The following is a 13,699-nucleotide window of genomic DNA, read 5'->3' as shown; positions in this document are numbered from 1 at the left end:
AGAGCTACTTTTAGGTTATTTGCCATTCATTAAATTCCAGCCATTGATGTAGCGTACGACCACTCCGTAATCCTGTGGAATGACTTCGACTATTCTTCTCAGCATAAACTCATCAGAGTCGTATTTGCCTTCAATATCTTTCTGGACAAAGGTGAAGACGGCGGGGTATTTCCCAAGCAGGTCGTCAGTCATTCCAATCGGCTCATAGAATATGTCGTCTTTCATTTTGTGGCATGTCTCAATGTACAGGTCTCTATTGGCAATAGTGTCTTGTGGGTCGGAGTAGATTATCATGTCAATGGCAACGAGTACGTTTCCTCTTGATACCGTGGCTACTATAATATCCTTACCATTCAGCCAACTGTCGAAAGAGTCATACACGAGCATTGCGAATGAAGCATAGAATTTACCGGCAAGAAAGTGAGGATGGACCTCTTCAAATCCATACCCATTCTTCAGTTTTGACTCAAATACAGATGTCTTGCCCGATACGGTCATGCCGAGCATGAACCGAGTCAGTTTCTGTGCCGGTGATACTGTGCTGAACAGTGCCACCAGCAATAGGAGTGTTATTAGTCTCTTCATAATCTTCTAGCTGAACTTAACCTCAAAAATTCCGCAGTTGCCATTAACTTTAATGTTGAGACTGTCGTAACACCCGTCCATGTCTGCCAGTTCAGAGATGGCATGGCCAAGGTCTCTGAGTGATTTGAACTTCACCTCTACCGTATTGCCATACTGCATTGCGCTGGTGAACGGATGGTTGTTGTTACATGTCTGGATTACTCTTGCGATTAAATGTCCTCTCATAGTTTTATTGTTTTAATGGTCTATATTATAGATGTGTTGCAAAGATAGTCCCGATGTGTGCGAAATATAAGCACACGCCGGAAAATCTTCCTTAGTTTGATCCGAAAGGAAGGGGCTAATGCCCCGACCGCTCAGATTTCGATCACGTAGAGCCGCTTGTTCAACTTCTTGGCTTTCTTGATGGAGTCGACGGTGCCTCTCGAAACCTCGCCGTCCTGATAGCCCTTCAGTGGAAAGGCAGCCACGAAATCGGCATAGGCAATGATTTTCGTGTTTCTGACGAGGGGCGCGCCTTTTCCGTCCTTCTTGTAGTCAGGCTTGAACTCCTTGTACTTGAGCTTGCACTCCGTAGCGAGTTTTTTGCCGTAGCTGTCGATTCCGCGGGCTCCACCGGAAACGATCGTGTCAGCGTGCTTGAACCACCACTTGGAAAGGATTATCTCCTTCCATTCGTCATAAGAGATGCTCGGCTCTCTTGTTCCAACGATTGCTAATCTCATTTTTATTGATTTTTTTTTTCAAAGAACTATAATTCTCAATACGAAGAGCTAAATTTGTTAAGCTGTTGTGTGCGTACACAGAAAATCAAATTTAAATCTTTTAACTTGGTGAAAGGTAAATTTACTAAATAATATGTCGTGCAGCATATAACAACTATTTTTGTCGTCTTTAATATTGGTCTTAGGTTTTGAGATTCGTGGCTGCAAAGATAACCCGTAGGTGTGCGGAAATTAAACACACGTGCAAGTTTTTTATGATGGTAGATGGATTTTCTGTCGCTTGTGTCAGTAAACGAAAATAGAGGAAATAAGTTTACAAGAATTCAGCATGTGCCAAATTTGGGCGCAAAACACTATGTTTTAGCTTCCAATCGGGTATCTTTTACAAGGCGAAAGATACCCGATTGGAACTCAATTTGGTATGTTTTGTGAATTAGTTGATTATCTGTTAGTTATAAGTATGTTGTCGTTGGTTTCTAGTTTTGATTTTTTCTGACAAAAAATAGGTTGGCAATATTTTATATCCTATGGAAAGTCATGTCAGCTGTCAAAGCAAACGCTTGGCGGCAGTCGAGCATTGCGAAGCGGTTGTTTATGACCGGATTCTTCTCTTGCTGGGTGTGTCCGAATATCTGGTAGTCGTAATTTGGGATAGGAAGTACACTTCCGTCGTCTGTAAAATGGTCGCTTAGGTCAGCATAAATACAGCTGCCAGTGTCGTCATATCCACCGCGTGCCCAACTGGCATCACTTAATGACAGCCATCCTCCTTCTGAATAAGTAAGCTTGTTGAGGTTCTCAGCCGTTAGGTCACCGATAAGGTTCTTGTGCACATTGTACCAACTTGGTATTACGCCGGCATGGGTAAACAGAATCCGTTTGTTGACGATAACCATGTCGTATGCCAGACTGTGCGTGAAATTCGGAATACTTGTAAGAAGGCTGCGGATTTTATCGGCATAGTAACGGCTCTTGCGTACACCTCCGATATGCTTGTCGAATATCCAGTTGATATAATGTGCGTCATGGTTGCCGATAAGCATCACGACTTCTTTGCCGTTACTCTTCAGAGTCTTTACAGCTTCCATCAATTGCTGAAAGTTATCAATGGCTTCTGGTACAGAGATATGCTCGAATTTATAGGGATCGAAGAAGTCGCCGAGGAAGATATATGTGTCGGTCTCCCAGCCACAGTCCTTGCACAGCACTGACTTCCAGAAGTCCCTGCCGTGTATTTCGGGGAATATGATGCCTTCGGCTAGCATTATGACAGACGTGCTAAATTTTATAAGTTAAATACTTGATTTCCTTTAGTTTATAGTGTTCATCAACGACTGCGGCATTGGAGAAGGCTGTGCCGAACTGCTCTATGCTTCCGTATGCATTATGGTCGTGGCCGAACAGATGCAGCTTAGGCTTTACGTTAATGACTCTGGTATACAGAAAGTAATCGCCGTAATGATAGCTCGCCTGTCCTTTATACTCTCCGCCATCGAGTATTCCGTATGGTGGCTGGTGAGTAACAAGTACATCCGTGTCATCAGGTATGTCCTTGATGTGCTGCTCGTAAGTGCCGTCCATGGCATATTCCATGAACATCGGCATGCCATAGAACTTTATGCCGTCAATATCAATACCGGAGTTGCAGAAGTAGTGTACATCGTCCGGCAGTCCTTCAACCTTGTCTGCTCCATACATGCACATATCATGGTTGCCTGCGACAAACACCTTATGATTGTAAGGCAAGTCGCAGAACCACTGCATGAACTCAATCGCCTCTTTCTCTGAGCCGTCGAGGGTAAAGTCGCCTGAATGGACTATAACATCAGCGGCTGGGAGGTCGGTCAATTGATCGTGCAGTCCGTGTGTATCGGAGATGTGGAGAAGAGTCATTACTTCCAATTACTAACATCTATGTTTAAGAAGAAGATATTGTTCTCTGTTAGTGTATTTATAGACAATTCCATTTCTTTCAGAATTGTTTCATAATGGATTTGGCAATCTTTTGATGAAAGAAATAGGTCATGTACATCCATTGTAGAATCGTTCATGAAATTAACCCAAGTTTGACGCTCTAATGTTTTTTTTCAGAATTTTTTCCAGTGTTTATAGGGGTTTGCGTGGTCAAACTGCTCAAAATCGCAATGTAGAACACAGCAATGTCGTAGGGATTGCTTATCTTTGCGGCATGAATTTTACGTCCCAAATACGTTACAACCCACAGACGTGTAAAGACGAGAAGTATTACCGTCTGAAGGAATCCTATCGCGATGCCAGCGGTAGGGTATGTACTTTGATATTGCTCAATGTCGGGTTTATACATGACCTGTCCCCAGAGCAGATAAGAGATGTTGCGCGTGGACTGACGTATCTGTACAATCACCAGAAGGATGTCCAACTTTGGGATGAGAAACTGCAAGGTTACTCGGAAGTGGTTCGTGACAGAGTGCATGCGTACTGGGCCAGACTTGTCGAGGAGGAAAAACTTGATATTGTGGGCAACGCCTACGAGAGAAGCAAGTCCAAGGCCAGGAAACGGATAGATGTTGACACTATGAGGCATACAGACGCAAGGGAAGTCGGCTGCGAATGGCTATGCCTGCAAACGATTCGTAAACTTGGTCTGGATACATTTCTCCGTTCTTTGGGATGGTCTGAGGAGAAGGTGAAGGTCACTTTGGCCCATCTTATTACGAGGGCGGCCTATACTCCGTCCGAATTAAAGTCAATATCCATTATAAAAGAGAACTCTGCAGTGTGCGAACTCCTTGACCTTCCTATGGCCAAAATAACTCCAAGGAGGATATATCGAGTTGCCGATGACCTTTATTCCATAAAGGATAAGCTTGAGAAGTATCTTTGCCACAAGACCGACGACCTCTTCAAACCGACCAACCGCATTATGCTCTTCGATCTCACCAACTTTTATTTTGAGGGACGCAAGACCGGCAGCAAGAAGGCTGCCTTTGGCCGTTCAAAGGAGAAACGCAGCGACTGCAAGCTGCTTGTCCTCGCGCTATGCATCAATACTGACGGCTTCATACGTTACAGTGCGGTACTGGAAGGCAATACCGCCGATCCAAAGTCACTTCCCAACATGGTGGACGAGCTTATTGCTGAGAATCCGGCCAAATGTCCCGATAACGAGGGAGTGCTTGTAGTCATTGACGCAGGTATCTCAACTGAAGATAACCTCAAGACTATAAGGGACAAAGGATACAACTATCTTTGTGTATCCCGCAAAGCTCTTACCGAATACACCACCCCCGAGAATGCTCCCAAAGTCACAGTTTGCGATTGCTTGAAGCGCGAGATAACGCTTCAACGCGTAACAACGGCCAAGAATGACGACTGTTACCTCAAAATAGACTCTCCTGCAAAAGCGTTGAAGGAAGAATCCATGAACCGCAAATTCCGTGAGCGTTTTGAGGAAGGGTTGAAAAAAATCAGAAAGAGTACCCAATCAAAACACGGGATAAAAAACTACGGCAAGGTACAAAACAGGATCGGTGCCCTGCAAGGAAAGTATCCCTCTATAAGCCGATATTACAATATAAAAGTTGAGGATGACGGACACGACAAAGTCGCTTCTATGACATGGGAGGTCAACATCCCGGACAAGGTGGAATACGGAACATACTTCCTCAGAACCAATGTGAAGAAATTAGATGAGGAAACGACCTGGAACTACTATAATCTTATACGTGAAATAGAATGCTCCAACCGGCAGCTCAAAACCGACCTCAGCCTCAGGCCCATATACCACCAGACTGACAATAGGGCAGACGCACACCTTTTCTTAGGGCTGCTGGCTTACTGGATAGTAAACACCGTGCGCCATCAGATGAAGGTTGCCCGGCGAAAGCAAGGCAAGGATGAGCATGGGCGGGAGCGTTCGACACCGTACTGGTCGGAGATCATGCGGATCATGAAGACTCAAAAAGCAGTTACTACCACAGCAGTAAATGCGCTTGGAGAGGCTGTCGAGACCAGACTGTGCAGTGTGCCTACAGATAGTGCAGCTGAAATCTACGAGTTGTTGAAAATCAGTAAAGTGCCATTTAAAAAAATAAAAATCTGTAGAACACAGTAGGACTTTTTAAAAACACTAAATTGCTGATACAGAACAACTAAGCAAAATACGATGTCAAAGTTGGGTTAAGGAATATCATATAAACGTTATTGTATTTGGCAGAGGTAATTGATAACATCTCTTTCATCTTCCATGCAAATGCTATTCTGTTTGCCAACTGATAGTATTTACCTTCCCAATTCTTTTTAACATTTGGATAAGTCACACCAAATTTTGAGGCAACCATTGATAAAGACTGATTAATCAAGTGTTCTCCATTATGTGCTTTGGTAGAGGTTCTTGTCTCTGATTTGTGTGATTTTCCTTCGAAAAGGAACAGATCTCTTTCATTACTTACAGCAATGCCGTCCCAAACAGGTGACTGTTGAGGCCAGAATGTTTTAAAAGACTCAGAAGCCTCTTGTACGTTTCCAAAAAGAAGCTTAATAGATTCTTTGCTGTTTAATCTGTGCTCACTATAATTGTTATCCTTCTTTAAAGGAGATTTCCAATTCAGCACTTCTTTCTTGTCTAGCAACTTACTTAAATCGTCATCAATAATTGACTTGATTCTTGGGTTAGAAGTAATTTGTTGCATTCGGAATTTACTTCCTTTTTCGGCGCAGGGGGATTTTTCCGTGGATGTCCCTGCACTCGCCTAACTAAAATATAGTGAAACAGCGTTGCTGATGTCGGGAAACTATGTTACCTTTGCAGCATGGCAAAGAAACTATCGACATTCGACTACTCAACATTAGTCCGTTACATGCTGCCCGATGGCATCCTTGATTACTTCGAGATCACTAAGATCGACGAAGAAGTTACTAACGAGAAGGACGAAACAGGCACCGTCATCCGTATTCTTCACATCTACCTTGACGAGCGCGACCTGCGTGACAAGGTCTGGCATGACCTTCAGCCCAACGGTTTCACGGAGCCTCGCTTGTTCAATGACTTCCCACAACGCGAGCATAAAGTTCTGCTGCATGTCCGTCGCCGTCGTTGGTTGGACGGAGACGGTCACAACGTCGTCCTTGAAACCCTGCCTCTTGTGGCAGAGGGAACCTGCTACTCTGTAGAGTTTGCGGATTTCTTAAAAAAAATGGTTGGATGCCTTCCCAGTGACGGCCCAATGCGTGGGGCGCTTCTTCCGGACTGACGGGAAGTACCTCGGGCGTGCCTACAAGGAGCATCTGAGTGGCTTTACGGACTGGGACCAGAAGGAGCATGCCGGTGAGTGGGTGCTTCAAGAGAAGAACATGGGCGAGCGACTGTGCATAGACGAGACGATGCTTCACCATGACCTGATCACGTTCCTCTCCAACAGGGACGGACACTGCAAGAAGGGAACACTCATAGCTGCAGTCAAGGGCACGACCGTTGCTGACGTGACGAAGCATTTTGACGAGATACAAGAAGAGAGCCGAAATAAAGTCAAGGAGGTGTCGATGGACTTCTCCGACAGCATGATGGGCATTGTCAAGAAGTCCTTCCCACAGGCAGAGATAGTTATAGACCATTTCCATGTCATCCAGCTTTATACGACCAGGGGACTTGATGCGATGCGCATGAAGCTCAAGCGCACCAACACGACCGAGGTCAAGAGAGAGGAGCGGGAGTTCAGAAAGCAACAAGAGAAGCGGGCCAAGGCAAGGGACAGGTACGCCGAGACCCATGAGGTCAAGAAGAGCAAGAACGGCAAACGCCTCGGCAGGCCGCGCAAGCGGAAGAATGAAAAGTTTGAGCCGAAGAAACTCAGCAATGGAGAGACCAAAGCCGACTTGCTGACGCACGTAAGATACCCGCTGACGAAAAACCACAATGACTGGACTGACTTCCAGAAGGAGGAAATGCGCCTGCTCTTTGAGATTGAGCCAAAGATGAAGGCTGCATACGGTCTGCTCTGCGCCCTGCGCAACATCTTCAGCAAGAAAAAGGACAGGAAGAGTGCAAAGAAAGCGCTCCATAAGTGGTACAAGAATGTCGGAAGAACCCGCATTCGGGAAATCATATCAGTACGTGACACCATCAAGGCCAAAGAGGAGTATGTGCTAAACTTCTTCAACAACAGGTCAACGAATGCGCCAGCCGAGTCGCTCAACTCAAAGATTAAGGGACTGCGTGCTCAGGTGCATGGGGTCAGTGACCTTCCCTTCTTCATGTTCCGCTGTTTCACGATATTTGGTTAGGCGAGTGCAGGGGGCATCCACGGAAAAATCCCCCTGCGCCCCTTTTTCAGCTTTACTCATAATCGTTATTTAGTTATGTGAATACGTATTTTTACTCAAATAGAGTGATTTTATGGTTGCATCCTTGTCCTTATGTATTCCGATGACTTCTTTCGGATTAATGATTTCAATGACCTGCTTAAGAGTTGCTCTGTCAGCATGTCCGGAGGTGTGGATGTCAACAACATTCGGAAAGAGGTCGCGGAAGGCTTTGTACGACTTGTTGTGCTCTACTTGCTCAGGGATTTTGTAGTAGCCGTCCCAGTTAGAGTAGATAAGCAATGTCTCTGACGGATCAAGCGAATCACGGAGTTGCTTTGCCTTATGGTAGGCACTTGCTCCCAAAGCCATGACGAAGCCATCTTTCTTCAGGGTTGCTGAGGCTGTTTTGCCTCTGTATAGAGTGGGTTCAAAATGAAAGAGTTTTCTCTTTTGTCCCATTCGGCGAGTAAAGATTGCCATTGTCTTCAGCATGAACTCTGAGCAGACGTAGAGGTTCTTTTCAGAGAACTCACAGGCACGCTGTACTGCCGCAAGACGGTCGATGTCGGTGGCGGAGCAAAGGACGAAGACATACTTGAAGGCTTTCATCACGTGAGCCATCTTGTCGGACACTTCCTCCTCGGTAATGTTCACCTTGTCCTGGTTGAGCATCGTGCCCTCGATGATGAGAGTGTCGATGTTGGTTGCATAGGCTTTCAGCATTGCGAAGAGGTTGCCGCTGAATCCGTGGTTGCGGAAATCGCCGGTATGCCAGATGCGCTTGCCGTCTGCCTCTATCAGAAACATGGATGCGTCGAAGATGGAGTGGTTGCAATAGAATGGAGTTATTGAAATGTCGCCAATGTGTATAGCCTGCGGTTTCTGCCTTTTGGCTGGTCGCTCCCAAGTCTTGAAGTTCTTTAGCTTGTCTATTAACCGTTTGTCCTCGTTGATTATTTCTTCATAGTACTCTTTAGTTAGTTCTATGTCGGCTTTTTTCAAGGATTTTTTGTGCGATTCTGCTATCAGCTCGTATTTGGTAAGGATAATTTCCCTTGTTCCGTCGCTCATGTATTGTGGAACATCATCAGGCACGTACATGAACAGTCCGATATGGTCCTCGTGTCCGTGGGTGTAGAATACAGCCTCGTGTTCCTTCTTGTTCTGGACAAACAGGTTCTTGACCATTTCATCGTCCTCTTCTGGTAACGTCGGTTCTGCGTTAACTATCGTTGATTGTAGGCTGCGCTCGGCAGAGCCAAAACTCGTTTTATCTTTGCTCTCGCTTGCACTACAATTGCCCGGCAAGTTCTGTCCCATGTCGATGAAGACGCGGGATGTTTCAGTCCAGATTTCTGTTATGCAGCCTCCGATTTGGTTGAGGGCGCGGTGTACTTTTATCTTTACCATACTTATTCGGGCTTAATTCGATGGATGTTTACACGGACGTTCTGCAGTTTTATTACCGGGTGGTAAGCCATGACGATTGACTCATAGCCGTGTGCCTTTGCCCAGTCGCCGACTTTCATCCAGACTTCGTTGTCGTAGTAGAGGTCAACTCTCAGCATTCTGTCGTTCTCGTCTTCAGGTGCCTTTGTGATAGGGTCTTTTGCTTTTAGAGTGCCATCATCATTTACTGGGTTGATGGTCGTTATACCGTAGATGTAGGCGATAATGCAGCCGTTGAGAGAGTTCTTGTCTTCGGCGGGTGATGCATTCAAGTCTTGCTTTACACCTTTGATTATCTCTGCAAGGTCGTTGAGACCTTTTACCCAGTCGCGTTTTACAATCGTGTCGATCTCTGCCTGAAGAGCGGCGTTGTCCATGCTCAGATTTGGCAGAACTTTCTTTAGCTGCCACTCGACCTGAAACTTGAAGGCATCTACCTTTGTTCGCTCTGCCAGTGCGGCTTTTCGCTTCGTGTCTGACTTTTTCTTTTTACTCATAGTCCAATTGTTTTGGTTTCCGGATGCAAAGATAATGTCTATGAGTGCAAAATATAAGCACAGATGCTATTTCTTTATGGCTTCAAGCAAGGTTCCTGAGAATTGGTCAGGATTTCCTTGTGCATCAGTAGAGAAATAGAGTGTATATGGATGAAGTATAACGTTCAATCCTTCTATTTCTATTGGTGAAAGTTCTCCTTCAGTTGAATAACCTAAAGGCATCAATGAAACAACGTCTAGGTCAATATGGTCTAAGGTGTTTATGTCTTTGCGAAAACCAAAGATGTTAAACCATTCCTTTCCACATGAGGTAAGACAAAGCAACTTTGCAATAAAAGTGGCGTATATCAAAGCTTGTTCTATTACTTCCACTTGTGGCTCCTTAGCTATATTCTGATCCTTTAACTCTATGATTGCGAGCCTTGGATAGTTTTCGCCTTCATGACGAATATGGGCTAAGATGTCTATGCCACCACCCTGAGCACCAATATTACCCTTTCCATTGTCAATAATGGAAATTTGTGGATTGTGAGTGCTTCCCTTTAATGGTGTTGTAAGCTGAAAGAATTTATCACCCAATCTCACAGGTTGTATATTGCAGAGTTTTTTGTTTTCAGCCCTAGTCTTCTTAGAGAATTCCTTTAACAAGAAACTCTCTAAACGATGTTCCGGACTTTTTACGTTAACTTTTTCATTAGACTCTAAACCGTAATAGAATTTACGGAAGTTTTGCGAATTCTTTCCTTTCGACCAGTCTTCTTTTTTAAGTTCTTTACTATCAACAAAGCCTAATTTGTTTTTGGCATTGTCAGACTGATCTTTAGTAACATAAAGATCCTTTCTACCTGTCTTAACATTGACTCTGATTTCACCGACACTCTGACCAGCAAATCTTAAATCAAACAACTTAATATTGCTTGAATCTTTAACACTGCCAATCTTGCTATAAACAACGAGTGGCTTTTGGACACGGAATGATTTTCCAGCATCTTTATACGACTTTCTATTATCCTGGAGCTCCTTGGCATATCTTTCATATACCAGCTCCCATTTAGGATTTCCATCTAGGATCTTTAGAGTCGCATTAACAATTTCTTTGTTCATAATTGTATGTATGATTTAAAGAATTAAGTTCTATTTTAATTTGTGCTCTCAAACTTGATGGTTCTAAGACCTCTACGGATTTCCCTTTGCCTAGAATTTTTAGAACTAACTCGTGGTTGATGTTGAGTTTATACTCGAAGTCAACATACTTGTCAGTTGCCTTAATCTCTTTCTGCGACCAATGTAGAGGAAGTGAGCGCAGGTAGTCAGCCATAACTGGAGAAGAGCGGATGACGACCTTTTGAGGCTTATCCTCTTCATTCACCCAGATGCCGACGCTGTTCATGAAATAGTCCTTGGCAGAGAAGTCCTTTGGTACGGTAAATTTCTTCTTTGTTGTCTCAAGGAACTGGATTCTGTCGAGTGCTATTGTGCGAATACCATTGCTTTCAATGAGATAGCCAAGGATATACCAGCGCTGACGGACTACCTTCATTGCGTAAGGCTGGAAATGACAGTCGTAAGGCTCGGGATGCTTATAGGATTGGTAGATGAGGTGAAGCTCATTGTTGTCCTTTAAAGCACTGATGATGTCTTTGAGATATTCCGTTCCGCCCGGTATTTCCTCAAGTAGTATGCGGTCGTGCATGTTCTTTGCGTCGCCAACGATGTCAGCAATGTTGAAGGAGTTGAGCATCCACTCAAGCATTGAGTCCTGTTCTTTCGGACTGGTCTTGACGACATAATAGCGGTAGCCGTCTGCAACATCGCATTCTATTTTTACGGGGAAAAGTTCCTCTATGGCATCCTTGTGACCATGGAAAGTTCGCAATGACAATTCTGAGTCGTCATCGTTGAGATATGAGTCCTTCCATTTACTCTGGAGTTCCTTGAACGACAGCTTCTTATATCTGAGAAGCGTGTTCAGCAGCCATAGTTGTCGTTTGACAGGTCGGTTCATAAGTGGTTCTTGTTATTTCTGTGAGCAAAGTTAGTTATTCTATATGCCAAAAACAAGCATACCGCCAATTATTTTTTCAAAAAAGTGAAGATTGTTTGTTTAGAGCGTATTATCTGGCAGTGGGTAGGGTAGCCCATCGTCAAAAATCGGGCTGTTCTCCCACTCGTCTTTGTCGCTTTTCAATGGTAGTGAAGGCTTGCTCTCCCACTCGCTTATATTCCAGCAAGCAATCCAATTGCCAAGAGAATGACCATTGCAATTGCGATGTACCTGAGGATATGCTGATATAGTGAGAAGATACTACCCTTTCCTACTGCCTTTAAAATCATGCTGTCCATAACCGTGTCGTTTTTTGTTAGCCTTGCTTGCTAAGCAGAGCTTTATATTATCTGCTTGCAAAGGAATATGAACGATAATACAAAGTCGTTACAAAGGCATGAAAATTTAGATACACGATTTAAAGTTATTGCCCATATCAAAATTTGTTTATTTGCAAATTTAATTGGGTATTTCGTGAAAAATAATCAAAATAGCGATTTAAAAAGGCGCAGGGGGATTTTTCCGTGGATGTCCCTGCACTCGCCTAACTAAAATATAGTGAAACAGCGTTGCTGATGTCGGGAAACTATGTTACCTTTGCAGCATGGCAAAGAAACTATCGACATTCGACTACTCAACATTAGTCCGTTACATGCTGCCCGATGGCATCCTTGATTACTTCGAGATCACTAAGATCGACGAAGAAGTTACTAACGAGAAGGACGAAACAGGCACCGTCATCCGTATTCTTCACATCTACCTTGACGAGCGCGACCTGCGTGACAAGGTCTGGCATGACCTTCAGCCCAACGGTTTCACGGAGCCTCGCTTGTTCAATGACTTCCCACAACGCGAGCATAAAGTTCTGCTGCATGTCCGTCGCCGTCGTTGGTTGGACGGAGACGGTCACAACGTCGTCCTTGAAACCCTGCCTCTTGTGGCAGAGGGAACCTGCTACTCTGTAGAGTTTGCGGATTTCTTAAAAAAAATGGTTGGATGCCTTCCCAGTGACGGCCCAATGCGTGGGGCGCTTCTTCCGGACTGACGGGAAGTACCTCGGGCGTGCCTACAAGGAGCATCTGAGTGGCTTTACGGACTGGGACCAGAAGGAGCATGCCGGTGAGTGGGTGCTTCAAGAGAAGAACATGGGCGAGCGACTGTGCATAGACGAGACGATGCTTCACCATGACCTGATCACGTTCCTCTCCAACAGGGACGGACACTGCAAGAAGGGAACACTCATAGCTGCAGTCAAGGGCACGACCGTTGCTGACGTGACGAAGCATTTTGACGAGATACAAGAAGAGAGCCGAAATAAAGTCAAGGAGGTGTCGATGGACTTCTCCGACAGCATGATGGGCATTGTCAAGAAGTCCTTCCCACAGGCAGAGATAGTTATAGACCATTTCCATGTCATCCAGCTTTATACGACCAGGGGACTTGATGCGATGCGCATGAAGCTCAAGCGCACCAACACGACCGAGGTCAAGAGAGAGGAGCGGGAGTTCAGAAAGCAGCAAGAGAAGCGGGCCAAGGCAAGGGACAGGTACGCCGAGACCCATGAGGTCAAGAAGAGCAAGAACGGCAAACGCCTCGGCAGGCCGCGCAAGCGGAAGAATGAAAAGTTTGAGCCGAAGAAACTCAGCAATGGAGAGACCAAAGCCGACTTGCTGACGCACGTAAGATACCCGCTGACGAAAAACCACAATGACTGGACTGACTTCCAGAAGGAGGAAATGCGCCTGCTCTTTGAGATTGAGCCAAAGATGAAGGCTGCATACGGTCTGCTCTGCGCCCTGCGCAACATCTTCAGCAAGAAAAAGGACAGGAAGAGTGCAAAGAAAGCGCTCCATAAGTGGTACAAGAATGTCGGAAGAACCCGCATTCGGGAAATCATATCAGTACGTGACACCATCAAGGCCAAAGAGGAGTATGTGCTAAACTTCTTCAACAACAGGTCAACGAATGCGCCAGCCGAGTCGCTCAACTCAAAGATTAAGGGACTGCGTGCTCAGGTGCATGGGGTCAGTGACCTTCCCTTCTTCATGTTCCGCTGTTTCACGATATTTGGTTAGGCGAGTGCAGGGGGCATCCACGGAAAAATCCCCCTGCGCCGA

At 45.1% G+C, this 13,699-nt stretch carries 15 protein-coding genes; 5 read left to right on the top strand and 10 right to left on the bottom strand.

What is annotated here, in order from left to right; genetic code table 11:
* Positions 1–15 precede the first annotated feature (15 nt).
* The 5 genes from LDN30_RS13925 to LDN30_RS13905 form a co-directional block, all read right to left on the bottom strand.
* Positions 16–585, bottom strand: a complete 570-nt coding sequence (locus tag LDN30_RS13925) for a hypothetical protein (protein ID WP_223928162.1) — start codon at positions 583–585, stop codon at positions 16–18.
* A 6-nt stretch (positions 586–591) separates the two neighbouring features.
* Positions 592–810, bottom strand: a complete 219-nt coding sequence (locus LDN30_RS13920) for a hypothetical protein (protein ID WP_223928161.1) — start codon at positions 808–810, stop codon at positions 592–594.
* 131 nt (positions 811–941) lie between these two features.
* Positions 942–1,310 carry a DNA-processing protein DprA gene (locus tag LDN30_RS13915; RefSeq protein WP_223928160.1) on the bottom strand — a complete coding sequence of 123 codons (369 nt, stop codon included), beginning with the start codon at positions 1,308–1,310 and terminating at the stop codon, positions 942–944.
* Between the two features lie 518 nt (positions 1,311–1,828).
* A complete protein-coding gene (locus tag LDN30_RS13910; protein ID WP_223929947.1) occupies positions 1,829–2,575 on the bottom strand; it encodes a metallophosphoesterase in 747 nt (248 codons plus the stop codon).
* A gap of 13 nt (positions 2,576–2,588) precedes the next feature.
* Positions 2,589–3,203, bottom strand: coding sequence for a metallophosphatase domain-containing protein (locus tag LDN30_RS13905; protein ID WP_223929946.1), 615 nt, complete (start codon positions 3,201–3,203; stop codon positions 2,589–2,591).
* Between the two features lie 295 nt (positions 3,204–3,498).
* On the opposite strand from LDN30_RS13905, the gene LDN30_RS13900 reads away from it, so the two are divergent.
* On the top strand, positions 3,499–5,403 hold the full coding sequence (locus tag LDN30_RS13900) for an IS1634 family transposase (protein ID WP_223929945.1): 1,905 nt from the start codon (positions 3,499–3,501) through the stop codon (positions 5,401–5,403).
* A gap of 37 nt (positions 5,404–5,440) precedes the next feature.
* On the opposite strand, the gene LDN30_RS13895 is transcribed toward LDN30_RS13900, so the two are convergent.
* Positions 5,441–5,980 carry a hypothetical protein gene (locus LDN30_RS13895; RefSeq protein WP_223929944.1) on the bottom strand — a complete coding sequence of 180 codons (540 nt, stop codon included), beginning with the start codon at positions 5,978–5,980 and terminating at the stop codon, positions 5,441–5,443.
* A 120-nt stretch (positions 5,981–6,100) separates the two neighbouring features.
* Between LDN30_RS13895 and LDN30_RS13890 the strand changes: the two genes are divergently transcribed.
* Both LDN30_RS13890 and LDN30_RS13885 read left to right on the top strand, forming a co-directional pair.
* Positions 6,101–6,541, top strand: coding sequence for an ISAon1 family transposase N-terminal region protein (locus LDN30_RS13890; protein WP_223925203.1), 441 nt, complete (start codon positions 6,101–6,103; stop codon positions 6,539–6,541).
* Positions 6,519–7,571 (top strand): transposase, encoded by a 1,053-nt coding sequence (locus tag LDN30_RS13885; RefSeq protein WP_223925205.1) that lies wholly within the window; start codon positions 6,519–6,521, stop codon positions 7,569–7,571. Before LDN30_RS13890 ends, LDN30_RS13885 begins: the two co-directional genes overlap by 23 nt.
* A gap of 69 nt (positions 7,572–7,640) precedes the next feature.
* On the opposite strand, the gene LDN30_RS13880 is transcribed toward LDN30_RS13885, so the two are convergent.
* The 4 genes from LDN30_RS13880 to LDN30_RS13865 all read right to left on the bottom strand — a co-directional run bounded on the left by LDN30_RS13880 (position 7,641) and on the right by LDN30_RS13865 (position 11,543).
* Complete coding sequence (locus LDN30_RS13880; RefSeq protein WP_223929943.1) at positions 7,641–9,002, bottom strand: MBL fold metallo-hydrolase; 1,362 nt, start codon at positions 9,000–9,002, stop codon at positions 7,641–7,643.
* A 2-nt stretch (positions 9,003–9,004) separates the two neighbouring features.
* Positions 9,005–9,538 carry a hypothetical protein gene (locus LDN30_RS13875; RefSeq protein ID WP_223929942.1) on the bottom strand — a complete coding sequence of 178 codons (534 nt, stop codon included), beginning with the start codon at positions 9,536–9,538 and terminating at the stop codon, positions 9,005–9,007.
* Between the two features lie 66 nt (positions 9,539–9,604).
* Positions 9,605–10,642, bottom strand: a complete 1,038-nt coding sequence (locus LDN30_RS13870) for a hypothetical protein (RefSeq protein WP_223929941.1) — start codon at positions 10,640–10,642, stop codon at positions 9,605–9,607.
* On the bottom strand, positions 10,623–11,543 hold the full coding sequence (locus LDN30_RS13865; RefSeq protein ID WP_223929940.1) for a helix-turn-helix transcriptional regulator: 921 nt from the start codon (positions 11,541–11,543) through the stop codon (positions 10,623–10,625). The genes LDN30_RS13870 and LDN30_RS13865 overlap by 20 nt, the downstream gene beginning before the upstream one ends.
* A 643-nt stretch (positions 11,544–12,186) precedes the next feature.
* On the opposite strand from LDN30_RS13865, the gene LDN30_RS13860 reads away from it, so the two are divergent.
* Positions 12,187–12,627, top strand: coding sequence for an ISAon1 family transposase N-terminal region protein (locus tag LDN30_RS13860; protein ID WP_223925203.1), 441 nt, complete (start codon positions 12,187–12,189; stop codon positions 12,625–12,627).
* Positions 12,605–13,657, top strand: coding sequence for a transposase (locus LDN30_RS13855; protein ID WP_223925205.1), 1,053 nt, complete (start codon positions 12,605–12,607; stop codon positions 13,655–13,657). Before LDN30_RS13860 ends, LDN30_RS13855 begins: the two co-directional genes overlap by 23 nt.
* Positions 13,658–13,699 lie beyond the last annotated feature (42 nt).

The sequence above is a fragment of the Prevotella lacticifex genome (assembly GCF_019973375.1).
Taxonomy (GTDB): Bacteria; Bacteroidota; Bacteroidia; order Bacteroidales; family Bacteroidaceae; genus Prevotella; species Prevotella lacticifex.
Note: the sequence above shows the minus strand (reverse complement) of the source record. Positions and strands in the feature narration are given on the sequence as shown.